Origin of the sequence: Chryseobacterium cucumeris (assembly GCF_016775705.1) — a bacterium.
Taxonomy (GTDB): domain Bacteria; phylum Bacteroidota; class Bacteroidia; order Flavobacteriales; family Weeksellaceae; genus Chryseobacterium; species Chryseobacterium cupriresistens.
This window is the reverse complement of the sequence record NZ_CP068760.1, coordinates 3,616,289-3,640,136: the sequence shown is the minus strand read 5'-3', so window position 1 is coordinate 3,640,136 and position 23,848 is coordinate 3,616,289. Positions and strand designations below refer to the sequence as shown.

Here is a 23,848-nt window from a genome sequence, read left to right as displayed (position 1 = left end):
TTATTTTCGTAAATAGTGAATAAGTTCAGATTACTAATGCAAATTTTCAAACTTTCATCAATTGATAGCCAATTTTTTGTATTTTAAACACCTATTAAAGCAATCGAAAAATTTAATATATCATTATTATATAGTACCTTTGCAAACGAAAATTTAAAGAGTTTAAATATTAATCATACTCAATACGGAGTATAAAGAAGCAAATTTATGAGTATACCTCAAGCGTTTACAGAAACGATTACCCTTGCAGACGGCAGGGAAATCACTATTGAAACGGGGAAGCTGGCTAAGCAGGCTGACGGATCTGTAGTAGTGAAATGTGGCGGAACAATGCTTTTAGCAACTGTTGTAGCCAATAAAGAAGCCAATCCTGGTGTAGACTTTTTACCATTAACGGTAGATTACAGAGAAAAATTCTACGCAGGTGGAAGAATTCCTGGGAATTTCTTCCGTAGAGAAGCAAAACCATCTGATGATGAAGTGCTTACAATGAGATTGGTGGACAGAGTATTACGTCCTCTTTTCCCTGAAGATTTCCATGCGGAAGTACAGGTGATGATTTCATTGATTTCTTACGATAAAGAAGTAATGCCTGAAGCATTGGCAGGTCTGGCAGCTTCTGCAGCTATTGCGATTACAGATATCCCTTTCAACGGGCCAATGTCTGAAGCAAGAGTAGTAAGAATTGACGGACAATTGTCTGTGAATCCAAGCTATGAAAATTTATTAAAATCAGATATCGACATTATGGTGGGAGCTACTAAAGACTCCATCGTAATGGTAGAAGGAGAAATGAAGGAGATCTCTGAGCAGGAAATGCTTGAAGCCATCAACTTCGCTCACGCTGAGATCAGAAAACAGATTGAAGCTCAGGAGAGATTAGCTGAAAAAGTAGGAAAATCTTTCCCTAAAAGAGAATACAGCCACGAAGATCACGACGAGGAAATTCGTGAAAAAGTATGGAAAGAGTGCTACAACAAAGTATATGAAGTAGCGAAGACTCCATCTAATAAAGAAGAAAGAGGAGAAAAATTCAAAGCGGTTCTTGAAGAGTTTTTAGCACAATATGCTGAAAATGAAGAAGAACTGGCAAGAGTAACTCCTTTTGTTAAAGTATATTACCATGATGTAGAGAAAGAAGCAATGCGTCAGATGATCCTTGAAGACAATATCCGTCTTGATGGTCGTGATCCTCAGACAATCCGTCCAATCTGGTCAGAAATTGATTACCTTCCGGGAGCTCACGGTTCTGCGATCTTTACAAGAGGAGAAACTCAGTCTCTGACTGCGGTGACTCTGGGTTCTGTAAAAGATGCGAACATGATCGACAGCGTAATCACGCAGCACGACGAAAGATTCTTCTTACACTATAACTTCCCTCCATTCTCTACAGGTGAAGCAAGACCTTTAAGAGGTACTTCAAGAAGAGAAGTAGGACACGGAAACTTAGCTCAAAGAGCTTTAACAGCAGTAATTCCGGCAGAAAATCCATATACAATCAGAATTGTTTCCGATATCTTAGAATCTAACGGTTCTTCTTCAATGGCAACAGTTTGTGCAGGTACATTAGCATTGATGGATGCAGGGGTTCAGATTACAAAACCTGTTTCAGGAATTGCAATGGGTCTGATCACCGATACAAAATCAGGTAAATTTACCGTACTTTCTGATATCTTGGGGGATGAAGATCACCTTGGAGATATGGACTTCAAAGTAACAGGTACTGCAGACGGTATCACAGCTTGCCAGATGGACATCAAGATCCAGGGACTTTCTATGGATATCATGGAGAAAGCTTTGATGCAGGCTAAAGACGGAAGATTACACATCCTTAATAAAATCACGGAAACGATTTCCCAGCCAAGAGCAGATGTGAAGCCTCACGCTCCGAAAATGGTGGTTATGGAGATTCCAAAAGATTTCATTGGAGCTGTAATCGGGCCTGGTGGAAAAATTATTCAACAGTTACAGAAAGATACAGATACGGTTATTGCTATCGAAGAGATGGGAGAAATCGGACGTATCGAAATTGCAGGAACAGACAGAGAAAAAATCAATGCTGCTATTGCTAAGATCAATGAAATTACTTTCGTACCGGTTGTTGGTGAAGTTTACAAAGGTAAAGTAGTGAAAGTAATGGACTTTGGTGCATTCGTAGCGATTGCTAAAGGAACAGAAGGACTTCTTCACATTTCTGAAATTGAATGGGCTCGTCTGGACAAAGTTCCTTATGCAGAAGGTGATGAGGTAGAAGTGAAGTTCATGGGTTATGATGACCGTAAGAAAATGAAACTTTCCCGTAAAGTTCTTTTACCAAGACCTCCAAGACCTGAAGGACAAGGTAGACCTGAAGGGCAGAAAAGACCAGAAGGACAAAGAAGACCGGAAGGACAGAAACCACAAGGTGAAAAGCCACAAAGCGAAAAACCAGTGGAAAATCAGAATCCTTCTAACGAAGCTTAATAAGATTCATTCTTAAACATAAAAAATCCCTCAATTTGAGGGATTTTTGCTTTTTATACCATAAGTTATAAGTTGGAAAACGCAAAGGCGCAAAGTAATTTTAATTTAATATTGATTAGGGCGCAAGAAAATCGAAGATTTTCAGCAAGCATATTGTTTTATTTTTTGCATTTGCTTTGCCTGCCCAATCGTGAGAGACTAAAATACAGGTACAGTTATTCGGTGCTCAATTTTATCGAAGATAAAATCTTTGCGTCTTAAATACAGTATTTTATTTCTCCTTCTTCGCGTCTTTGCGTTTTCCAACTTCTTACAATTAATTTCCCACTCTCTGCTTCAGATCCTCAGCACCGCCTGTTTTTCTGGGCTGTCCGTTTTTGGAAGAACCAAAATTGTAAGTATAGGAGAGGGTCGCGACACGGGTATCTCTTTTCACCGCGAAGTTTTCTAAATAATCATTATACACCGTTTGCCCTTTGATATTGCTGGTAAAGAAGACATCAGTGAAGGAAAGCTTCAGAACACTGTTATTTTTAAACTTCTTCTGTGCTCCAACGTTGAGGTACCAGTTCGGGCTCACATTCAGATAAGCATAAATTTCTCTGGCTTTGTAATTTCCTGTAAGTTCAGCAGTGAAACCATTTCCCAGCTTAAAGGAATTAATACTGTTGATACTGAATGTAAAATTCCCTTTATTATTGATCTGGGTTCCGGAGACATTTCCTGTGTAGGAGCCATAATAGAAATTGGCACTGTTATTCATATCCCACCATTGGGTCACCTTTACCGGAGCGATCAGGTTTAATCCGAAATAAGAAGCAGAATTCAGGTTTTCAATGGTCTGTACGGTTACAATCTGCCCGTTTTCTATGACAGGTTTTAGGATGTCTGTGATATTATCAGAATTCCTGCTGTAGCTTAAAGTGGCAAAGTATTTATTACTCAGACTGTAGGTTAATTCATAATTCATTGTGATTTGAGGGTTCAGATCAGGATTCCCGGCTTTCAGCGTGGTAGGGTCAAGATAGAATTTAAAAGGATTCAGCTGGTTGTAGCTTGGTCTTGTAATTCTTCTGCTGAGATTGATTTCAATGTTGCTTTTATCCGTCAGATCATAACTGAGAACAGCGCTTGGAAACAGTTGGGTATAATTTCTTTTATTGATTTGATGGGTGGTAATCTGAGTTCCTTTTACATTGGTGTTTTCAACTCTTAAACCTGCTGTAGCTTTAAATTTTTCCCATTTTTTGGACAAATTTCCATACACTGCATTGATGTTTTCCTCATAAATAAAATGATTGGTCTTTCCAAGATCCGGAACAGGAACCCCTGAACTGGCGTTGAAGAATTTCAGGTCATTATCTGTCTTTACAAAACTGGTTTTTACTCCGCTTTCCAGCTTCCAGTCGTTGCTGAAGTTTTTTGTAAGATCAGATTTTAAAGAGTAGATATTCAGTTTTCCGTCCATATCACCTTTGATAATGTCGAGGTTGTCTGTACCGCTGGAAATATCATGCGTTCTTGTATCAAAGCTCTGCAAAGATGAGTTGGCGTAATTGATATAGTCAAAATCGGTAGAAATATCAGAACCCAGCGAATCAATCGTATATTTATGATTAAGGTTGAATGAAACATTGGTCCAGCGGTCATTCGATCTGTTGACTGTTGTAAAAGTACTTTCAGGAAGGTAGCTGCTGCCCAGTGTGACGTTGGAATTGTCTCCGTTGATGTTGAATTTGTTGGAAACAAGTCCCACAGAAAATCCAAGCACATTCTTGTCGTTCAGATAATAATCCATTCCCGCTTTGGCCACATGGCTGTTGAATTTGAATTTCAGATAATTATCCTGCACATACGCTTTCTTAAAGGTATTGGCTTCATAGAAATTTCTGTCGAGAACCAATCCGTTGTAAGCTTCCCTGTACGCAAAGCTGTAATTTCCGAAAATATTAATGTTTTTATTCCTGTGGTTGATGCTGAAACTGTTGTTGTTTTTTACATATTTACCCGATCCCAGAGAGCTTGAAATAGTTCCGTTAGTTCCTTTTCTCTGTTCCTTTTTAAGTTTAATATTAATGATGGCCGATCCTGCTGCATCATATTTTGAAGAAGGATTGGTGATGAACTCTATCTTTTCAATGGTGGAAGAGGGGATTCCCTTCAGATAATTGGCAAGATCAGTTCCCGTCATGGGAGTATTTTTACCATCGATCTGGATCAGAAGGTTTCCTTTTCCGCGAAGACTGATATTGTCGTTATTGTCAATATTCACTCCCGGAGCCTTTTCCAGAAGTTCAAAAGCAGAATTCCCGGTACTTGCAATACTGTTTTCAACGTTCATGATCATTTTTCCATCCTGCCTTTCAATGAGAGGCCTGGTTTTGGTGATCGTTACTCCTTCAATCGATTTTACATTCAGGTCAATGGGATTGAGGGTCTTATTTTCGGTTAATGAAATATTTTCCGAGTGATAAACCTCAGTACCGTTTTTATTAATTTTTAACTGATAAGTTCCTTCTTTTAAATCATTAAAATTGAACTTACCGCTCTTATCAGCAATTTCTGTTTTGATCAATTTCTGATCAGCATCAAAGAGATTGATCTCCATCTGCTCTGCTTTGTCGGATTTTATGTTTCCTGACAAAGTCAAACTCTGCATTGCCTGCTGGGCAGAGATCCTGCTGTTGAACAGCATCAGCATACAGACAATAATAAGTGAGAATATTCTGGTCATATCGTTTTACTTTTTAGGGTTGAGACAGTTTTCTGAAATTTTCAGTAAAGCTGAATACATCACTTCCAGTTCTTCATTGCTGATGCCCTTTAAAGCTGTTTTTCGGTTCTTTTCTACGATATTCTGAACCTCTTTAATCACTTTTACCCCTGAATCTGTCACTTCCAGGTTGGTTTTTCTTCGGTCTTCAGGATGAACTTTTCTGATAATGTATTCGGATTTTACCATTAAATCAATCATTCTCGTGACAGAAGCATTGTCCTTAAAAACCAGATCACCAATTTCATTCTGGGTAATTCCCGGGTTTTCCAGAATCGCTTTGATGATAAGCCATTGATCAATAGTGATCGTGTAACCATGCGCTTTCAGCTGGCGTTGAGCATAGTTTCTGTAAGATCTGATCGCTTTGTCTATGTTGTAGAATATGATTGAATTTAACTTTTCCATATTTTCAGATTTAAAATGATGTATCAATTATTGATATGTCAATTAATTAGTAAATCATCATTTTACTTTGTTACAATTCCTGAAAAATATTTTCAAAAAAAATTAAAAACTGTTACCGGATTCTTTGGATTTTGTCTTTACAGAAGCAGTTTTAGATCCTGAAGTAAACCTTATATTTTCTGTGGTTTTGAATAATCTGTCGATTTGTTTTCTGGTGGAAATATCCGGAGCAACGTTGTAAAACTCATTGATCAGATCCGATGAACCAGGTTTCTTTGGATATTGATTATTATTGAGGAAATTTTTCAAAGCCAGGTTCACTTTATCTTCACCGATTAAGTTACTCAACTGTACCATTGCTGCAGCCCCTTTGGAATATGAAATATGAGGTACGTCTCCGGTCGCTTTGTAGATCGGTACATTTTCAGACAGTCCTTTTTCATTGTCATAGATCTGCTGATGTACGTTGATTCTTTCCATCATTTTTTCTTTGCCATGCATTTTTTTGTAGAGCATCATTTCGGTATACATGGCGAGGGTTTCAGTAAGCATCACAGAACCTTCTCTGTCATCAGGGTCGATCTGGCTGCTGCCCCACCAGAGATGGGAAAGTTCATGACCTGCCAGCTCATTGATGACATCCTGTTTCTTATCCGCCAGAATATTGGCGTGGAAAACCATATCCTCAGGCATAAAAACAGCAGAAGGATAGGCTGTAGCCGCAAAACCTCTGGTAAAAGAAGAAATCTCCGCAAAGTTGATGCTTTTAAAAGGGTAAGTCCCGAAATTCTGCAGGCAGTAATCTAAAGTAAGCTTTGCGTTTTCAAGAAGGTGATTCACATTCTCAAAGTGTTTCTGATGATAAAAGATATTGATGAAAATTCCTTTATAGTTCTCGCTTTTGATCTTATATTCAGCAGATGAAACGGCAAACCGGAAAGGAATCTGATCTGCTTTAAACTTGAAATAGTTGCGCCCGGCCTGTGACCATTTTTTGACAAGATCTCCTGTTCCTATGGCTGTTTGTTTCTTTTCGGTGGAAATCATCATCGTAAGATTGATAAAATCCCTTTTTGAAACTTCAGGGGCTTCCGGTTTCTTCAGTTCAGTAAGTTTTCCAAGGCTGAATTGGCTGCGTTGTTTTTCATCCTGAATTTCATTATCCTTCTGATATCCAATTGTTGGGTAATACCTGCTGATCCTCATAAAAGATCCGTCTTCAATAATGGCATTGAAAGACCGGTGTCCGTTGACCGCAAACCATTGATAGGAGATTTTAAAATCAAGAGAAGCTGTTTTACCAGGCCGGAGAGGCTTTTGTAATGAAACTTCTGTAACATGCTTATTAATTTTTGAGATTTCAGTACCACACTTTATCACAGCAGATTCCAGTTTTAAATCTTTATTAAAATTGATCAGGACCTTATTGATAGGTTGATTGGTTTGATTTTTAAGGGTATATTTTCCAATGATCTGATAAGCATTTTTCGAAGGATACAGTTTAATTTCTGTAGCAATATCGGTGATATCCGGCTGTAGAAGTTTTTCATACTTTCGATAGTTTTTTTCATATGCTTCCGAGCTTAGAATAGCCTGATCTTCATTTTTTGGGATATAACCTTTCATAAACAATGTTCCGGCAAAGATTCCTGAGATGAGCAGAATGATACTGAAGCCACATACAAGTACAGGAACTTTTTTAATTTTTATAATGCTGTTGAGCATCCATAAAATACTGATAATCCCTGTTCCGAATAAAAGTCTTTGTAGAAAAGCTTCTTCATAGATTCCATAGCCGTTAAACTCACTGTAAGTCCCTTTAAAATCTGAGAATATTCTGAAAAGAGGGTAGGGTATCAATTTCCCTGAAACCGGACCTGATACTATAAAAACGGCAAGAATGGAAACTCCAAGGGCTATGAATTTGTTGGGAATTCTGTCATTTATCAAAAGAATCAATCCGGAAAACAGCATCAATGGGAAAGTATTGAAAAGAAAAACACCGAGATAAGCATTCCAATCAATATGAAAATACTGATAAGCCGCCTGAAAAATAATGCCCTGAATAATTACAATTCCGGTGAAGAAAAACAGCAGAAAACTGATGGAAATGAAATGGCCGGTTAATCTGTTTTTTGATAAATAGGTACTGTTTTCAATCAGAGAAAATCCTGAAGAAGAACTTCTCCAGTAGACATCGTTTAAAAAATAAACGGAAATAAGAAGTCCAAGCAAATGGAAGTTTTCTGAAATGGTGGCCGCCATAAGACCTGAACTCGCATACTTCTGCGGAAGACGGATGCCTTTTTCAATTTCGGCATACATTTCCATTCCCACAGAGAATAATAAAAGAATCGATACAGCAGGAATGGCAATGCTTTTAAACAAATAGGTAAGATCGGTTTTTGTAAAGGACAATACGGACCGGAAAGAACTCCATCCATTGAATCTGGGTGTAACAGTGGAGTATTCAGCTCCATTTGTTTCCGAAAATATAAGAGTATTTCCTAATGTTTTTACTTTCTTTCCTGAGGTATTGGAGAAAGAAAATAATCTATGTGAAAGCAGAAGAATTCCAACAGATATAAAAGAGAATAAAATTCTGTTAAACAAAAGATAACCAGAGAAAGGTACCAGTTGAATATTTTTCTGATGAGCTGTGAGATCACGGGCTTCCATAAAATAAGCGGATAATCCAAAAGGATCTATTAAAGCCGAAAACTGTTGCGTTTCCAGTGACTGGGGAAGACTTCCCGCCATAAAGGGTGAATTGGAAAACAGCAGGATAATCATGTAAGAAACATACAGAAGCAGTCCGCCTACTACAATCAGCAGTTTTTTCCTGACAATAAATGCAATGAGAAAAAGGAAACTGCAGACAAATAAACTGTTGATAAAACCGAATATGAATAAAGGGTATAAATAATGGACAATGTTAAAACCTTCCTGCATTTCACTTCCCGTCCGCATCATCTGACCTATGATAAATCCTGTCATTAGGAAAGAAAAACTTAAAAACGTCTGTAAAAAATAAGCATAGAATTTCCCTTTCAGGTAAGTGAGTTTTGACAATGGGAATGAAAACAGAATACTGTCAAATTTTGAATCCTGATCTTTAAAAAGCAGCTGCAATGCATAAACCGTAGCGAAAAAAATCACGGCAAGGCTCAGCATTCCGGTCATAAAACCAATGGTGTAGGGAGAGTTTAAATAAATCCCTTCTCCTACTGAAAGATTGAACTGATTGCCAGAAAAGATGCCCATTCCTATTAAAAGTAAGGCCACAAGATAGGTGAGCCAGTGCTTGGAAGAGCGTCCGGCTTCAAATAAGAATATCGCGTTCATGATTAAGGTTTTTGGGTGAGTGTATGGAAGTAAACGTGCTCCAGCAAAGGTGTTACAGGGCTGAAGTCTTTCGGAGATTCTTCAGAAAATACAGTGATATAAAGCTCTCTTTCCAAAAGCTGTCTGCTGATGATTTCATAGCTGGAATGATAGCTTTCCAGTTCATTTTTGTCGATAGATTTGGACCAGATTCTGTTGTCAAGCTCTGCAATGAGTGTTCCGGGGTTTCCTTTTCGGAGGATTTGCCCATGATTCATCACTGCCATTTCTGAGCAAAGATTTCTGACATCTTCAACGAGATGCGTGGACAGAATGACGATAACCTCCTGGCTGATATCATTGAGCAGCGTATTGAAACGGTTACGTTCCTCAGGATCTAATCCTGCAGTAGGTTCATCTACAATGATGATCTTCGGATTTCCTAATAAGGCCTGGGCAACACCAAAACGCTGTTTCATTCCGCCAGAAAAGGTATGAACTTCTTTTTTCGCAAAATCAGAAAGGTTGACTTTTTCCAGCAGACCCAGAATCTGATTTTTACGTTGATTTTTATCAATAATCCCTTTCAATATGGCAATATGTTCCAATAGATCGTACGCGGAAACTTTCGGGTATACTCCGAAATCCTGAGGAAGAAATCCGAGATTCTGCTTAATATAATCAGGGTTTTTGGCGATGTCCACTCCGTTGAAAAGTATTGTTCCGGAGGTCGGTTTCTGAAGTCCTACAATGGTTTTCATCAAAGAAGATTTTCCGGCTCCGTTGGGACCAAGAAGCCCGAACATACCGTTTTTGATGTCGAGTGAAATGTCTTTAATAGCCTGAAATCCATTTTTGTAGGTAAGGCTAAGGTTGTTGATGGATAATGTATTCATAACGTTGTGTTTGGGGAATAGAAGGACAGGCGGCCTTTCGGCAGCTGGTTTAGAAGTTAATGGCTGGAAGTTAGAGGCAGGAGGCTAGAAGCTATAGGTTAGAAGTTAGAAGAGAATTTTTTACACTCCCATTCTAAAACACTTCAAATCAGACCCCGAAGCTCGCAACCCGAATCCCGTCTACTCTTTATATTCAAGAATATCTCCCGGCTGGCATTCCAGGATTTTGCAGATGGCTTCCAAAGTATCGAAACGGACACCTTTGGCTTTGCCGGTTTTAAGGATAGAGAGGTTCACGGGCGTGATACCCAGTTTTTCTGCCAATTCTTTACTCTGCATTTTTCGTTTGGCAAGCATCACATCTAAGTTGACTATAATTGGCATTTTAAATAAATAGGTCTTGTTCGTTTTGCAAATGTAGTCCTTGCTTAAAGATATTCGCAAGAAACAGACAGAAAATTCCAAGCATAAAGTGAATAAACACCAGTCCCCATATGATACTTTCTACTTCCACAAAGAAACTCGCGATAATAACCAGAGGAAGCGAAATGAAAATATTGTACAGGTAAAATCTCTTAAGCTGAATGATATTTTCCTGAGTAAACAGTTTTTGTTGGAAAAACACTTTGAAAACCCTGGCAGATAACCAGAAAAAGATTCCATAAGTGATAAGCACCAACATAAAGGAAAAGATCATATAAGGATAATTGTTTTCGATATTCAGAAACGGTTGTTCTGTAAACGGATAATTGATGTGAAGGAACTGGCCTTCTTTATAAGACGTGACCGCAAATCCGCTCATCAGACAGAATAAGGAATACCCAAAAGTGACTAAATATCCGGCCGAAAGTAAGGCACAGATATAGAATAAAATTCTTGTAATAATTTTGGTCTGGTTCATGGTATGAATTGTAATTACTATTGCAAATGTATAATTAATTATCGTAAAACAATAATTTATTTAAATAAAATTTTAATTTTTAAATTTTGAATTCATCAATAATACTAAAAAAATAAGGTGTTAATCACAGTTTTTTATTAATTTTAATAAGAGAAAAGTTGATCAACTTATCCCTTTAATTAATACCCGAGCTTAATGATTAACAAAGGTTTTCTTATTAATGCCCTTCGACAGGCTCAGGGTGACAACTGGAATACCAACGACAATTTTTAAGCACTGTCAGGCTGAGCCTGTCGAAGCCATTATTATTAAAAAGGATATATCAAAAAAAAAAAAGAAATCATGGCTTACAGTATTGAACTTGCAGACCGTGTACGTGAACGGCTTTCAATGGAAAATAATATAGAGGTCGAGGAAAAGAAAATGTTCAGCGGACTGTCTTTTCTGGTGAACGGAAAGATGTGCATCAACATCAGTCATGATAATCTGATGTGCCGTTATGACCCAGAGTTGGAAGATGAGGTTTCGGAGAAGAAAGGTTTTCTCCCAATGATCATGAAAGGGAAACAGTTAAGTGGCTATTGCTATGTAGAACCCATAGGTTTTAAAAAAGCAGATGATTTTGAGTATTGGATTAAAATATGTCTTGATTATAATCCATTGGCGAAGGCGGCGAAGAAATGAGTTTCGGGTTTGAGTGTTTGAGAGTGGGAGTGATGGAATTCACCAATCCCACTATTCATCACTCATCATTTATCATTTATCGTTTATCATTCATGATTATACAGTTTTTCTCTGATCTGAATTAATATTTTTGTGGTTTTCTCCAGGTCCGGAGAGTCGGGTAGAGTGGTGGTAGAATAATGATTTTCTATAGATTGAATAAGATCTTCTGCCCTTTGCATTACACTTTCATACGACTGGTTGCCACTTTTGATATCTAAAAGTTCATCACGGTCTTCTACACGGATCGTTAGTGAACCGGTTTTAAAAATCTGTTCGCAGGACTGCAGAAGTCGTATGGTGTGCATCATATTCTTGCTGTCGTAATTCTGTCCGTGAGTCTGATTAACATTGTAACGTTCTTCATTGCGCTCAGCCACCCATTTCCAGTATTCCCTGTAATCTTTGCAATACACAGAATACGCATCCAGATTACAAAACAGGTAAGCAACCGGTTTTTCCTCTTTAGGAACAGAGGATACAGAAACCTGATTCGCTTCTTCATTCTGAATAACTCCTTTATATCCCAATGTTCCCGATTCATCATAAAATAAAGCGAACATTCCCTTGGTATGATCAATGTTTATCAATCCGCATTTTTCCTGTGAGAGACCATTCTGTCCTGTAGACACAGAGAATTCCTGCAGCCATTTTTTCAATGGTACAGAACCTTGTCCTTCCAAAATAAAACAGAAGTCCAGGATTGATTTTCTTTCTTTATCAATCGGATTTACAATCTTTTTATTGAGACCTTTTGCCTTTTTGATCTGCGAAACAGCATACCCTGCAAAAGTGTCTTTGCACAGCTTTGAAAGAAAATCTTCTGTTTTCAATAAATCCATCAGCGGATGTTTGTACAGAATACAATCCTCCGGACTGGCCAGAATTTCCAGAATATTAGGATTGTTTTTCTGAAGCAGTTCTACAAATCTTCCGATTTCATAATACGTAAGATCATTCGTTTCATTGGAAATCTGCGGAATATAGTTCAGTCCAAAGAAATCTTCCTTTGGCAGATAATACACCCCGCGGATATCCGTATCAGAATTCTCCGTTGCCAGCCCAAAAGCCCGGCTTCCGGAAATGGCTTCGAAGAGGAGGAGATTTTTATTTTTTAGGTCTTGGATGGTCATTTTAGTTAATTACAGTTTTTTAGATTAATTTGTTTGATTCTAGCTTTTTAATTAAAAAACTACGTTCTTTTTCTGAAATACTATCAAAAATGATCGTGTAGCCTCCAGGGTATAATCTGGCGTGGACAAGATTCGAAATATTTTTCCAAAGAGAATGATAACGGTCCGAACATTCAGTAATGAAATCATAATCTGCAAGACCTTTTGAAATTAAACTGATATTCTTAGTATAATATCCTATGGCTGGAAGGTGTTTGTAATCTTGATACTCCTCAAAAAAAGCTTGTTGCTCTATAAAAGTTTCAAAAAATTCAAAATAAAAGATATAATCATTGCTGATATTATCTTTTATGGCAATTCTTCCATCTTCCGAAATACAAAGTCCATTGCAAATAGGGAACAGAACTTGCTCTTCACATAGAAAAGTCTTGATTGTCTTATGTTCTTTTACATTAGCAGGATTGAAAATGTGTATGATATTATCATTTATGATAAGACCAGAATACATTTCTTGAAACCTAAGGATCTCAGAGTAATTTTTGATGGAATACAAGGATAAGTAATTTTCTATCTCCTTTTTATCAATATAAAACTCCTCTTTTCGTTCTTTTCTTTTTAAAAAATTAAGAGCTCTTTCAGATAGTTGTTTCATAAGCTATTATAATTGTAATATCTCCCTAAAAATCCTCTCCATCTCACCTTTATCCGCTTTTCCCCCAGATAAACTTTTCGCTTTTTCTTCATTTTCAGCGACTGTTTTCTCCAGAAAATCAAACAGTTCCCAATCGTTCGGATGGTAGTAAGATTCTCCTTTGGTTGCTTTTAAGGTGATAAGATCTTCTATTTTTCTTTTGGTGGCTTCATCCGTTAAAACAAGCAGGTCATTGAACAGTACAGGAGGAACCGTTCCTTTTTCTATGATCCATTTTCCTGTTAATGTGGTTCGTAAACAATAAAAATAACTTTTTAATTTTACTTCATCATGTCTGCAGGCTTCCAGATATTTCTTGCTCATGCTCAGATAATGATAGGAAACTGCTATCGGAGAAAAGCAGGCATCAGCCAAAGGTTTAAAGAGTTCTACAAACCCTTCATCCGCTTTATACACGATAGGAGAATAAAACCAGCTCAGCAAAACCGCATTCGACTTCAGTAAGAGATGAAACGTCTTTCGCAGGTCCCAGCCGGAACCATCCAGATCATCTTCTGTCATAAATTCTATCGTTTCATCCTTATCCCAGGGAGAAAGATACCAGTCTTTTTCATGACGGTATATAAAACGTATATCAAAATCACTGTCAGGAGACGCAAAACCCCAGGCTCTGCTCCCTGATTCTACAGCAAGAAGGACTTCCACGCCCCGTGCTGCTTCTATTTCTTTTATTTTTTTAAGTATTTTCGGTGTCATTGGTATTGATTGATGGTGCAAAGTAAAGGGTGAAGTGCGCAATGTACTCGCGTAGCTTTTTTAGGTTTCGAGGTGCGGGTTTCGTGGGGGTGGGTTTTAGGGTTTGAGTGTGGGAGAGTTTGAGAGTTGCAGGGTTCGGTTTGTGAGTAAGTGAATATTGCGGGCTAAAATTTTTTGACTTTTGAAAATTGGGCGTTAAAAAAATAAATTGTGTGAACGTTAAGAAAATTCTCCTGTCTGAGTGCGACGAATATATTGATACAAAAAAGTAATAATGAATTCGCACGAGTTTAGAATTTTTAGAGAACACATTTTATTTTAGCTCAATTTTCAAGGTCTTGACCTTTTGTTTCTTTTGTGTCAAGACAAAAGAAAAGACTCATTGAATTTTACTAATATTGCACTTTTCCATTTAACGTAACTATAAACATCCATGTTATCATCAGAATTACAGCATAAAATTGATTTTAAAACAAAACCATTAGGGGCATTAGGACATCTTGAACATATTGCCCACAAAATCGGAATGGTTCAGAAAACCACTTCTCCGCAGTTACTCAACCCTCATATGGTAGTTTTTGCGGCCGATCATGGGATTGCTGCTGCAGGCGTAAGTGCCTATCCACAGGAGGTCACCTATCAGATGGTGATGAACTTCCTTGGCGGAGGTGCTGCCATTAATGTTTTTTGTAGACAGAATGGTATCAACATTAAAATTGTAGATGCAGGAGTGAACTTTGATTTCCCGGAAGAACTGAATCTCATTGATAAAAAAGTAAGAAAATCCAGCCGTAATATTCTGGAAGAACCTGCCATGACTCCTGAAGAATACCATCAGGCGCTTAAAAATGGAAAGTCTGTGGTGAATGATATTGCTAAAAAAGGCTGCAATATCATTGGCTTTGGAGAAATGGGAATCGGGAATACTTCCGCCTCTTCTTTAATGATGAGCAAGCTCTTTGACATTCCGATTATCCATTGTATCGGACGTGGAACGGGACTGAATGATCATCAGTTAGACAATAAGGTCAGTATTTTAACACAAGCCATAGAAAAATATCCTTCTGAAATGTCTGAGGATGAGATTGCCCAGACCTTTGGCGGATTGGAAATAGCCCAGATGATTGGAGCCATAGAAGAAGCTTATCATCACAATATGCTGATCATGGTGGATGGTTTTATCGCAACAGTTGCGGTAGCCACGGTCTGGAAAAAGAATCCTGAAGTATTGAATAACTGTATCTTCTGCCATGTAAGCAATGAAAATGCCCATCCTCAGCTGTTGGGACTGATGAGAGAGCAGGCTATTCTCAATCTGAATCTGCGTCTCGGAGAGGGAACAGGCTGTGCATTGGCTTATCCGATTATTCAAAGTGCCGTTAATTTTCTGAATGAAATGTCAAGTTTCGAAGATGCAGATGTATCAAATAAAAACTAAATGAAAGCTATAAAAAATGAACTGATTTACTTTGCAACGGCACTCATGTTTTTCACTAGAATTCCGGTTCCGTTTACCATTCCGTACTCCAGCGAGATTATGAATAAATCTCAGAAATATTTTGCCTGGGTAGGTTTGATTGTAGGGTCCATCAACGCTTTGGTTCTTTATCTTTCTACACTGCTTTTTAATCTTGAAATCGGGATTGTTGTAATGATGATTTCCAATGTTTTGCTGACCGGAGCTTTTCATGAAGATGGCTTCACAGACATGTGCGACAGTTTCGGAGGCGGATATGGAAAGGAAAAAATCCTGACGATTATGAAAGACAGCCGGGTAGGAGCATATGGAACGATAGGGATCATTTTGCTTTTTGCTTTAAAATTTTATAGTATTCAAACCTTAGGAATGAGTAATCCGGTGGGCGTTTTACTCATTGTTATTTTAGGGCATACAGTAAGCCGTTTTATTGCAGGAACGATGATCTATACCCACGAGTATGTTACCGATATTGATGTAAGCAAATCAAAGCCTTTAGCCAATAAACCGTTGGATAAGATGGCGTTGCTGGTAGGATTTATCAGTGTTTTAATTGCATTTGCCCTGGTTCAGGACTGGTATTTGATTTTTGCTTTTGCGCTCGCTTATTTAGGAAAAATATATATGGGCTGGTATTTTAAAAAACATATCGGAGGGTATACAGGTGATTGTCTGGGATCGGTACAGCAGGTTTGTGAAGTTTTATTTTATTTAGGAACAATCATCGTATGGAAATTCATCTGATCCGTCATACTGCTGTGGACAATCCTGAAAACCTGTGTTATGGTTTTGCTGAAATGTCTTTACGGAAAGAGTGTATCGAAGATTTTAAATCGTTGGATATTGATGGTCATTATGATGTAATTGTTTCAAGTCCTTCTGAGCGATGCCGTTTTTTGGCTGGTTATTTTAAATTTGAATACCAAACAGATGAAAGACTTCGCGAAATGAATTTCGGGAACTGGGAATTAAAAAAATGGACGGATATTCCAGAAGAAGAAATCAATCCGTGGTACAAAGATTTTGTTAGTGTAAAAGCATCAAACGGTGAAAGTCTTCTGGAAATGCAAAACCGCGTTCTCAGCTTCTGGAATGAATTCATTCAAAGAAAAGATCTGGAAAAAGCACTTATAATTACGCATGCCGGAGTTATTCGTCTGATCCTTCAGGTGGTGCTTCAGTTTCCACTGGAGAATATGTTTACTATTCAGATTGATTATGGAAGGAAAGTGATCATTCATGTGAATGAAGGAGTTTTTTCTGTTAAAAAGTTGAATGTATAATTACCATAAAGGCTTGTATTCAATAGGAACGGACTTTAGTCCGTTTGTTAAAGATTAGTTTGTAGGCCGGATTCCTGTAAAAAACATACACAGAAATAGAACAATCCCGACCATTCTCCCAACTGAAGACGTGAAAATTCCCCTCCCTCGGAGGGGTGGCGAAAATTCAAAGAATTTTTGACGGGGTGGTTCTCAACGTTTACCCAACCAAACCGCCACAAAAAAACGCCACCCGATACCATCAGATGACGTCATGGAATTTATTTAAAAATTCTGATAAAACTATCTTTTTCCAGGCTTTCCAGTGAGAAATCAAAATCAGCTTCCGCTTTTTCTGTGGTAATCTCACCTCCAAGCTCTTTGATAAGCTCATTGAAAGACATCGCTTCATACCATTGCTGGTATAATGCACTTGTTGCCATTGCAGAAATCTGGCTATTTCCTGAAACATGCGAATGTCCGGCTCCGAAATTCAACAGTACGAAACATTGCTTTTCATTCTTCGCTACAAGCATTCCCAGAACCATTTGCTTCTGAACAGAATTACATCTGGCTTCAGCAAAGAAGTGATTAGGATTCATCATATAATCGTAGGAAATATCATCTCCTTTTCCGATCACAATTTTATATCCACAGTTGGCGTCTCCACTGAAAACGTTGTTCATAACAAGGGTTGGTTCACAAAGGCCTTTATTGGCATAAAGATATTCAACCGCACCGTTAGGCGCAGATGTCATATCTCCTGAGTACATCAATTGCCCGTTACCATGGTTATAAGCGGCATTCCAACCTATTTTTCCTGCGATGTTCAATCCGGAAAGATCAAGGTCATTGGCACCCCACTGATCTTCCCAATAAATACCTACAGCCAGTCTATCCGCATAAAAACGGGTTCCGGTAGGAATATTTCCAACAAACATCTTTTCAGAAGTTGGCAATGCAAATTCTACATTCTCAGGAAAATAGAATTTCTTTCCGGATAGGTTTTCATACTTCAGTTTCAAAAAGTCCAGAATGAAATCATAATTGAACTGATTCACGTAAGTTTCCTTACCTTTTTTAGTCCATGATTTTCCGTTTCGGATTCTGTAAACAAAGGTATCCTGACCGTACATTCTGGAGTAACATGCTGACAATGCTTTGAATAATGCAAACGGTGTCGCATTTTCCAGCCAGTGCCAATCGCTGTTTTCCAGTAATGTATTGGTAGCATCGTTCAGTGGGTTTGAAACCAATGGTTTATGATGAACCTTAGATAACTTTGATATTTTATTGATCGCTTTGGGTGCTCTGTTTTTATAAGCCAGAAATAACGGTTTAAATCTGTTGAAGATTTCCGCCATTTTTTCCATTCCAAAGCTTTCAAACAGATATGTCGGATTGAAATTACTCTGCTTGATTAAATTAATCAAATCATCATTTTTGATTAAAAGCGTAGTGCTCGTCGTTTTATAAATGACATAACGCAAGAATTCAACAGGATTTTCAGGGTAAATATCATAAAGATCAGCTATTTTTATAATGGCTTCTTTATTCCTGATGTTTTCTTTTCCTGTAAAATCATATTCCAGCTCCGTATGTAAAATAGAAAGCAAATCATCAATGGTTTCTTCTTTTAAAGCAATTCCTGATCTTAAAAGAGCAAGACATTTTTCCTGCATTTCTTCCACAGAATAGGCTTTGATTACTTTAAAAACCAGCTTCATATCAGGAACATTCAATATTTCATTGGGAATATAGATTTCGCTTTGGAAATCGCTTCCATAGGTTGAAATATAATGAGTGATCTGTTCAAAAAATAAATCAATTCTGGAAGTGTTCTTTATTTTCTCCCAGGATTTATGAAAGGTTTTATTCAAATCATTACCATTCAGTTTTTCCTTTGCATAAAAAGAGATGATCTCATTTTTTGCCCATAAAGCATCTGGTTCAATAATAAAACCATCATTGGAAACAAATGGTTTTTCGTCAGATTTTCTGGCCAGTACAGCATTGAATAATTGTAGTGTTTTCATTGTTTTAAGTTTAAAAAATAAGTGAGGAGTAGATTCATTAAAAGTGAAAGGTATAGGAACTCCTTTTACCTATAGTTTATAAAAAGCGGGGAGTATTTTCCAAAAAATATAGGAACTCCGTTTGCCTTGTAATTTGTAAAAAGGCGGAAAGTAAATCTGGAAATATAGGAACTTTCTTTGCCTTGAATTTTTTAGTGCTTTGAAATTTGGTTTATTGTTTTTATTCAACCTAACGGGTTTCTAAAACCCGTTAGGTTTGAACATACTATTAAAATTATGCTTTTCTGAATTTCTTTTTTTTCTTCCACGGAGCATTCTTCTGAACATCTCCGGCCATAATACATCCGTAAGGCATCACTTCATCCAGAACTTCACAAAGTCCGTATTCTTCTATCTGTGCTCTTACATTCTTCGCACTTTTATAAGCGCTTGGAAGTTCAGAAATATCAATCTCATTAGAGTAGAAACGGATATCCAATCCTGCTGTTTCCTCATTGAAGATTTCCTCAGTGGTTTTATGAGCCAATGATCTTTTATGCTGGCTTCTGCTGAAATTTCTTCCTGCTCCGTGCGGTGCAAAACCTAAGTTTCTTTCATTCGTTTTTCCCTGAACAATCAATACTGGTTCGGCCATATTCAAGGGAATTAGTCTTGGTCCTGTAATATCAGGCATGAACTTATCATCCAGCGGAGTAGCTCCTTTTGCATGATAGAACAGGTCTCCATCTCTGAAAACGAAGTTATGCTCATTCCAATATCTGTTTTCCTTCTCGATTTCCAGCTTGTTCAGCACTGCATCATGAAGGGAAGTATGGTTTTCTTTGGTCCATTGTCTTATTAATTGCAGTGCTTCCCAATACGATTTACCTTCATCTGTATTATAAGGAATCCAGGCATTTTCTCTTAATGTTTCAGGGGAGATTTCCTGTCTGAAACGGTTGGCGGTCTTCATTCCTTTATCATATAAGGCAGCACCCGGAGCTCTTGATCCGTGATGGGTTACCATCATTGTGTTTCCAGTATTTTTGGAAATTCCAACGAAAAGGAAATGGTTTCCGTCTCCCTGGGTTCCCATATGGGAACGGGCGATACTGATCAGTTTCTCATCATTTAAGAACTCATTTTCTCTGAAAGCATCCATCAGTTCCTGGGACATCGACATCTGTTCACCTCTTGGCCTTCCTCCATATCCGAAGTGGGTTACAGAGTGTGCTGCATCCAGGACATCTTTAGGATTTGTCTTTCCAAAATCCGTCAGCATCACTGAACAACAGATATCGGCGCTATGGAATCCCGGGTGAATGGCATTTTGAGCCACGACCACTCCTCCCACCGGAATCTGGCCTTCAGGACCTGTAGGGCAGGCGTCCGGCATTAAAGCTCCGCCAACCAGAGTAGGGGTTTTCATCAGAACCTCCATGGTTTTGATTACTTTGTCCACATTATCATTTTCACTTTCGTGCTCTGCACGTATATTGATTATAAAATCTTTAGCTGTTTTATGAAGCGGAATAAGATCTGGCTGTTTGAACTGTACCAGATATTCTGCGATCTGATGTTCATCCAATTTATTCTCGTTGATATAGGTAATGGCATCCTTAAACCATTTTGCCGGTCTATATCCTAATTCGATTAAATGATTTCCATTAAATTCCATATTGTTTCATTTTGATGATGCAAAGTAATATCATTATTGCGCAATAGTTTTGCGTAGATAAAGAAATTTTAATTATTTTTACAAAAATTTATTAAAAAGACGAAAAAAGGCCTCCGGCAGATTCGTAAAATTGTATATTATTAAAAAAAACAAGGCTCATGGTATTATTAGAACAATTAAAACATTTTCCGGAAACGATCCAGTTTAATGATGTGATAGCTCATATTGATGAACATTATGAATTTACTCCTACTGCCTTTCAAAACGGAGATACAACCAATCAGGCCGGACAGAACAACGGTTCTTGCAAGGTCTTCAGTTTTGCAAGCATTAAGGATCTGACAAAAGAACAAACCCTTTGGCTGTTTGGTGAGTTTTACAGAGAGGATGTGCTGAAAAATCCTGAAGGAACTGATCATCAGAATATCCGGAACTTTATGAAATTCGGCTGGGAAGGGATTACTTTTGACGAAAATGCTTTGAGAGAGAAATAATTTTCAGGAAAAGAGCAGAAATAAAAGCAGATTGCTATTAAAAGAAACACCCAATCATTAAACACTAAGGTATGTCATCCAATAAAAATGCTCTGATCAGGTATAAAACATTAGATAAATGTCTTAAAAATAAATACAGGAAATACACGCTGGAAGATCTCATTGATGAATGTTCGGAAGCATTGTTTGAATTTGAGGGAAAAGAATCTTATGTAAGTAAGAGGACTGTTCAGCTCGATCTTCAGAATATGCGGAGTGAAAAATTCGGGTATGAAGCTCCTATTGAAGTTTATGAAAGAAAATACTACCGTTACAGTGATCCGGAATACAGCATTCATAATATTTCTGTGAATGAAAGTGATCTGAAGGCAATGAACAATGCAGTTCAGATTTTAAAACAATTTAAAGACTTTTCTATGTTCAAAGAAATGAATGGGGTTATTCAGAAACTGGAAGATTCTATTCATGCCACCAGCCAGAAATCTATTATTCATCTGGATAAAAATGAACAGTTAAAAGGATTGGAACATATTGATATTCTGTATGAAAGTATTGCTAATAAAAAAGTAATGAAGATCCTTTACAAAAGCTTTACGGCAAGGGAATCCAATATTTTTACAGTACATCCGCAGCTGCTGAAGGAATTCAACAACCGCTGGTTTCTGATCTGTCTTTACAAACAGAAAATGTACAATCTGGCACTGGACAGAATGGAAAGTATTGAAACAGATGACAGTATTGTATATATTGACAAGGAGTTGGATGGAGATGAATACTTCAAAGATATTGTTGGGGTTACTGTTTCAGAATCAATGGATCCCAGGAATGTAGTCTTTTGGGTGGATTCGGGAAATGCTCCCTATGTGAAAACAAAACCACTGCATAAAAGTCAGGAGATCCTAAAGGAAGACCGTGACGGCACACTGTTTAAAATATGTGTGCAGATCAATTTTGAGCTGGAAAGACTCTTGCTTGGGTTCGGAGACTCTCTGATTGTACATAAGCCCAAAAAACTACGGTTGAAAATGGAGGAAAAGTTCAGGGCAGGCAGTAAAAATTATCAGAATCTGATTGTTCCTGAGGAAAACTAAATTAGTTTAAATGTACCATTCACAGGGCTTTGTTGAAGATAATTTATTTTCATAATTTATCTTGGCTTGGAAATTGTAGTATTACCTTAACAATACCAAATTAATTATGAAATCAAGAATATTTAAAGCATTAATTGCAATCATAGCACCGCTGGCGATAGAGTATATCGTTAAAAAAATATCTGAGAAAATAGATAAAAAACAGGAAGAGAAAGAAAACGAAAAAAAGCAGATTACGGCTTAAACGTAAAAGTAGTTTACATTTAAAATTATTGAAAAGAGACTGTCATAACAAGGTACAGTCTCTTTTTTGTTGGTAATGGATCTTTTTAATGAGTACTGAAAACCACCCCGTCAAAAATTCTTTGAATTTTCGCCACCCGTCCGGAGGATGGGAATTTTTACGTCTTCAGTTGGTGTATTGGACAGGATTGTTTTTGTATTCCTTATAGCAAAGGCTGGATTCCTAAGGAATGACAAGCTGTTTGGATACATCACCGTTCCAATTGTGTCGTTCCGTAGAATCCCGGTTTCCCTACACAAAATCATAAATACCATCTTTCCATCCCAATACTTTGGAAGAGTCCGCTTTAAGCCAGTTTTTCAGAATTGTTGCATATACTTTTCTGAAATCCTCTTTATAAATAAGATCACCATCATTCAGATTCTGCAGATCAGGAAGTGTATTTAACAGTCCTTTTTTCTTAAGGTTTCCGCTGATAAAGAACATCTGGTTGGCGGTCCCGTGATCGGTTCCGTTACTGGCATTCTGTGCCACACGACGTCCAAACTCTGAGAATGTCATCAACAGTATATTTTTAAAGAGCCCATTACTTTTCATATCTGCAACAAATGATTTTACCGACTCGTTGATATCATCAAATAACTTTTTTTGTCTGTCATTCTGATTGACATGCGTATCAAAACTTCCTACAGAAAGATAGTACACCTGAGTATTGATGTCTGATTTTATCAAAGAAGCAACCGTTTTAAAATCTTTTCCTAACTGGGAATTGGGGTAAACCTGCTCTGTTTTTTTAGCTTTGCTTTTTTCAAAAATATAATCAGCATTATTAATGGTAGAACCTAAAGTCTGATAAAGGTAAGATACCGTTTCATCGTCGTGATGATGATCATAAAGAGATTTGAAATATTTTTCCTGACTGGTCTGATAGAGTCTTTTGGGATCTTTAAAGGCAAAAGCTTTGTTATTTTCACCTTTTAGGGCCAGACTAAGCATATCATCTACTTCCAGTGCCTGCGTAGGATGATCACAGCGATAACATTCTTCGTCCAGAAAACGTCCCAGCCAGCCTGTTTCCAGAAACTGATCACTTCTGCTTGCCGACTGCCAGATATCCATGCTTCGGAAATGCGACTTATCCGGGTTGGGATAGCCTACATTATTCATCACAGAAAGCTCTCCGTTATCAAAAAGTTCTTTGAAATAGGAGAGAGAAGGATTAATCCCTGCTTCATCCGTAAGTGGTATTGAATCCTGTATGGCCAATGTTTTTCTTTCCCTGAAATAAATATCATTTTTTGCCGGAATAATAGTATTCAGCCCGTCATTTCCACCCGTAAACTGAAGAACGACCAGAATGTTCTGACTGGGATTCAAAGCTTCATCCAGCGTCATCGCTTTTAAGAAATTAGGCATCAGCATAGAAGCCGTAGCCAGGGAACTTATTTTGAGGAATTCTCTTCTTTTGATTAACATAATTTTGTTTTTGGGGGTTAAGGTGGCAGGTGGCAGATGACAGGTTGCAGGTTGTAAATTATAGGGCTGGGGTGCATTATAT

The 23,848-nt window shown here is 37.7% G+C and carries 20 protein-coding genes; 8 read left to right on the top strand and 12 right to left on the bottom strand.

Going from position 1 to position 23,848, the window contains the following annotated elements:
- Nucleotides 1–207: 207 nt before the first annotated feature.
- Entirely contained in the window at nucleotides 208–2,463 is a 2,256-nt protein-coding gene (locus JNG87_RS16250; protein WP_202839628.1) for a polyribonucleotide nucleotidyltransferase, read from the top strand.
- A gap of 316 nt (nucleotides 2,464–2,779) precedes the next feature.
- On the opposite strand, the gene JNG87_RS16245 is transcribed toward JNG87_RS16250, so the two are convergent.
- From JNG87_RS16245 to JNG87_RS16220, 6 genes are all read right to left on the bottom strand, one after another.
- Entirely contained in the window at nucleotides 2,780–5,197 is a 2,418-nt protein-coding gene (locus tag JNG87_RS16245; protein ID WP_202839627.1) for a TonB-dependent receptor, read from the bottom strand.
- Between the two features lie 6 nt (nucleotides 5,198–5,203).
- Entirely contained in the window at nucleotides 5,204–5,644 is a 441-nt protein-coding gene (locus JNG87_RS16240; protein WP_202839624.1) for a MarR family winged helix-turn-helix transcriptional regulator, read from the bottom strand.
- A gap of 102 nt (nucleotides 5,645–5,746) precedes the next feature.
- On the bottom strand, nucleotides 5,747–8,989 hold the full coding sequence (locus JNG87_RS16235; protein WP_202839622.1) for an ABC transporter permease/M1 family aminopeptidase: 3,243 nt from the start codon (nucleotides 8,987–8,989) through the stop codon (nucleotides 5,747–5,749).
- A gap of 2 nt (nucleotides 8,990–8,991) precedes the next feature.
- Nucleotides 8,992–9,864 (bottom strand): ABC transporter ATP-binding protein, encoded by an 873-nt coding sequence (locus JNG87_RS16230; RefSeq protein ID WP_202839620.1) that lies wholly within the window; start codon nucleotides 9,862–9,864, stop codon nucleotides 8,992–8,994.
- A gap of 180 nt (nucleotides 9,865–10,044) precedes the next feature.
- Nucleotides 10,045–10,248 carry a helix-turn-helix domain-containing protein gene (locus JNG87_RS16225; protein ID WP_045494476.1) on the bottom strand — a complete coding sequence of 68 codons (204 nt, stop codon included), beginning with the start codon at nucleotides 10,246–10,248 and terminating at the stop codon, nucleotides 10,045–10,047.
- A 1-nt stretch (nucleotide 10,249) separates the two neighbouring features.
- Nucleotides 10,250–10,765, bottom strand: coding sequence for a DUF2975 domain-containing protein (locus tag JNG87_RS16220; protein WP_202839618.1), 516 nt, complete (start codon nucleotides 10,763–10,765; stop codon nucleotides 10,250–10,252).
- Nucleotides 10,766–11,107: 342 nt separating this feature from the next.
- Here JNG87_RS16220 and JNG87_RS16215 point away from each other — a divergent pair, with 342 nt between their 5' ends.
- Nucleotides 11,108–11,449 (top strand): TfoX/Sxy family protein, encoded by a 342-nt coding sequence (locus JNG87_RS16215; RefSeq protein WP_202839616.1) that lies wholly within the window; start codon nucleotides 11,108–11,110, stop codon nucleotides 11,447–11,449.
- Nucleotides 11,450–11,535: 86 nt separating this feature from the next.
- Here JNG87_RS16215 and JNG87_RS16210 read toward each other — a convergent pair whose 3' ends face one another.
- From JNG87_RS16210 to JNG87_RS16200, 3 genes are read right to left on the bottom strand one after another with little or no spacing between them, the layout of a single operon-like run.
- Complete coding sequence (locus tag JNG87_RS16210) at nucleotides 11,536–12,621, bottom strand: DNA polymerase beta superfamily protein (protein ID WP_202839614.1); 1,086 nt, start codon at nucleotides 12,619–12,621, stop codon at nucleotides 11,536–11,538.
- A 19-nt stretch (nucleotides 12,622–12,640) separates the two neighbouring features.
- Entirely contained in the window at nucleotides 12,641–13,273 is a 633-nt protein-coding gene (locus JNG87_RS16205; protein WP_202839608.1) for a hypothetical protein, read from the bottom strand.
- A gap of 6 nt (nucleotides 13,274–13,279) precedes the next feature.
- Nucleotides 13,280–14,029, bottom strand: a complete 750-nt coding sequence (locus JNG87_RS16200; RefSeq protein WP_202839606.1) for a DNA polymerase beta superfamily protein — start codon at nucleotides 14,027–14,029, stop codon at nucleotides 13,280–13,282.
- A gap of 433 nt (nucleotides 14,030–14,462) precedes the next feature.
- Here JNG87_RS16200 and cobT point away from each other — a divergent pair, with 433 nt between their 5' ends.
- The 3 genes from cobT to JNG87_RS16185 are packed head-to-tail and all read left to right on the top strand — an operon-like array spanning nucleotide 14,463 to nucleotide 16,789.
- Nucleotides 14,463–15,467 (top strand): nicotinate-nucleotide--dimethylbenzimidazole phosphoribosyltransferase, encoded by a 1,005-nt coding sequence (gene cobT / locus JNG87_RS16195; protein WP_202839604.1) that lies wholly within the window; start codon nucleotides 14,463–14,465, stop codon nucleotides 15,465–15,467.
- Nucleotides 15,468–16,250: an adenosylcobinamide-GDP ribazoletransferase gene (locus tag JNG87_RS16190; RefSeq protein ID WP_202839603.1), complete on the top strand. Its 783-nt coding sequence runs from the start codon at nucleotides 15,468–15,470 to the stop codon at nucleotides 16,248–16,250.
- Nucleotides 16,235–16,789 carry a histidine phosphatase family protein gene (locus JNG87_RS16185; protein WP_202839602.1) on the top strand — a complete coding sequence of 185 codons (555 nt, stop codon included), beginning with the start codon at nucleotides 16,235–16,237 and terminating at the stop codon, nucleotides 16,787–16,789. The genes JNG87_RS16190 and JNG87_RS16185 overlap by 16 nt, the downstream gene beginning before the upstream one ends.
- 260 nt (nucleotides 16,790–17,049) lie before the next feature.
- Here JNG87_RS16185 and JNG87_RS16180 read toward each other — a convergent pair whose 3' ends face one another.
- Entirely contained in the window at nucleotides 17,050–18,804 is a 1,755-nt protein-coding gene (locus JNG87_RS16180) for a hypothetical protein (RefSeq protein ID WP_202839601.1), read from the bottom strand.
- 274 nt (nucleotides 18,805–19,078) lie between these two features.
- A complete protein-coding gene (locus tag JNG87_RS16175) occupies nucleotides 19,079–20,461 on the bottom strand; it encodes an RtcB family protein (protein WP_202839600.1) in 1,383 nt (460 codons plus the stop codon).
- Nucleotides 20,462–20,619: 158 nt separating this feature from the next.
- On the opposite strand from JNG87_RS16175, the gene JNG87_RS16170 reads away from it, so the two are divergent.
- The 3 genes from JNG87_RS16170 (at nucleotide 20,620) to JNG87_RS16160 (ending at nucleotide 22,290) form a co-directional block, all read left to right on the top strand.
- Nucleotides 20,620–20,955, top strand: a complete 336-nt coding sequence (locus tag JNG87_RS16170; RefSeq protein WP_202839599.1) for a HopJ type III effector protein — start codon at nucleotides 20,620–20,622, stop codon at nucleotides 20,953–20,955.
- A 71-nt stretch (nucleotides 20,956–21,026) separates the two neighbouring features.
- On the top strand, nucleotides 21,027–22,046 hold the full coding sequence (locus JNG87_RS16165; RefSeq protein ID WP_202839597.1) for a helix-turn-helix transcriptional regulator: 1,020 nt from the start codon (nucleotides 21,027–21,029) through the stop codon (nucleotides 22,044–22,046).
- 106 nt (nucleotides 22,047–22,152) lie between these two features.
- A complete protein-coding gene (locus JNG87_RS16160; protein WP_167348772.1) occupies nucleotides 22,153–22,290 on the top strand; it encodes a hypothetical protein in 138 nt (45 codons plus the stop codon).
- A gap of 291 nt (nucleotides 22,291–22,581) precedes the next feature.
- On the opposite strand, the gene JNG87_RS16155 is transcribed toward JNG87_RS16160, so the two are convergent.
- On the bottom strand, nucleotides 22,582–23,766 hold the full coding sequence (locus JNG87_RS16155; RefSeq protein ID WP_202839595.1) for a DUF1501 domain-containing protein: 1,185 nt from the start codon (nucleotides 23,764–23,766) through the stop codon (nucleotides 22,582–22,584).
- Between the last annotated feature and the right edge of the window lie 82 nt (nucleotides 23,767–23,848).

What these genes read in the sequence shown, in the direction of transcription:
- JNG87_RS16170 (WP_202839599.1), top strand. Translation starts at nt 20,620, where the DNA reads ATGGTATTATTAGAACAATTAAAACATTTTCCGGAAACGATCCAGTTT.
- JNG87_RS16160 (WP_167348772.1), top strand. Translation starts at nt 22,153, where the DNA reads ATGAAATCAAGAATATTTAAAGCATTAATTGCAATCATAGCACCGCTG.
- JNG87_RS16165 (WP_202839597.1), top strand. Translation starts at nt 21,027, where the DNA reads ATGTCATCCAATAAAAATGCTCTGATCAGGTATAAAACATTAGATAAA.
- cobT (WP_202839604.1), top strand. Translation starts at nt 14,463, where the DNA reads ATGTTATCATCAGAATTACAGCATAAAATTGATTTTAAAACAAAACCA.
- JNG87_RS16155 (WP_202839595.1), bottom strand. Translation starts at nt 23,766, where the DNA reads ATGTTAATCAAAAGAAGAGAATTCCTCAAAATAAGTTCCCTGGCTACG.
- JNG87_RS16240 (WP_202839624.1), bottom strand. Translation starts at nt 5,644, where the DNA reads ATGGAAAAGTTAAATTCAATCATATTCTACAACATAGACAAAGCGATC.
- JNG87_RS16200 (WP_202839606.1), bottom strand. Translation starts at nt 14,029, where the DNA reads ATGACACCGAAAATACTTAAAAAAATAAAAGAAATAGAAGCAGCACGG.
- JNG87_RS16175 (WP_202839600.1), bottom strand. Translation starts at nt 20,461, where the DNA reads ATGGAATTTAATGGAAATCATTTAATCGAATTAGGATATAGACCGGCA.
- JNG87_RS16245 (WP_202839627.1), bottom strand. Translation starts at nt 5,197, where the DNA reads ATGACCAGAATATTCTCACTTATTATTGTCTGTATGCTGATGCTGTTC.
- JNG87_RS16225 (WP_045494476.1), bottom strand. Translation starts at nt 10,248, where the DNA reads ATGCCAATTATAGTCAACTTAGATGTGATGCTTGCCAAACGAAAAATG.
- JNG87_RS16205 (WP_202839608.1), bottom strand. Translation starts at nt 13,273, where the DNA reads ATGAAACAACTATCTGAAAGAGCTCTTAATTTTTTAAAAAGAAAAGAA.
- JNG87_RS16230 (WP_202839620.1), bottom strand. Translation starts at nt 9,864, where the DNA reads ATGAATACATTATCCATCAACAACCTTAGCCTTACCTACAAAAATGGA.
- JNG87_RS16235 (WP_202839622.1), bottom strand. Translation starts at nt 8,989, where the DNA reads ATGAACGCGATATTCTTATTTGAAGCCGGACGCTCTTCCAAGCACTGG.
- JNG87_RS16215 (WP_202839616.1), top strand. Translation starts at nt 11,108, where the DNA reads ATGGCTTACAGTATTGAACTTGCAGACCGTGTACGTGAACGGCTTTCA.
- JNG87_RS16250 (WP_202839628.1), top strand. Translation starts at nt 208, where the DNA reads ATGAGTATACCTCAAGCGTTTACAGAAACGATTACCCTTGCAGACGGC.
- JNG87_RS16190 (WP_202839603.1), top strand. Translation starts at nt 15,468, where the DNA reads ATGAAAGCTATAAAAAATGAACTGATTTACTTTGCAACGGCACTCATG.
- JNG87_RS16210 (WP_202839614.1), bottom strand. Translation starts at nt 12,621, where the DNA reads ATGACCATCCAAGACCTAAAAAATAAAAATCTCCTCCTCTTCGAAGCC.
- JNG87_RS16180 (WP_202839601.1), bottom strand. Translation starts at nt 18,804, where the DNA reads ATGAAAACACTACAATTATTCAATGCTGTACTGGCCAGAAAATCTGAC.
- JNG87_RS16220 (WP_202839618.1), bottom strand. Translation starts at nt 10,765, where the DNA reads ATGAACCAGACCAAAATTATTACAAGAATTTTATTCTATATCTGTGCC.
- JNG87_RS16185 (WP_202839602.1), top strand. Translation starts at nt 16,235, where the DNA reads ATGGAAATTCATCTGATCCGTCATACTGCTGTGGACAATCCTGAAAAC.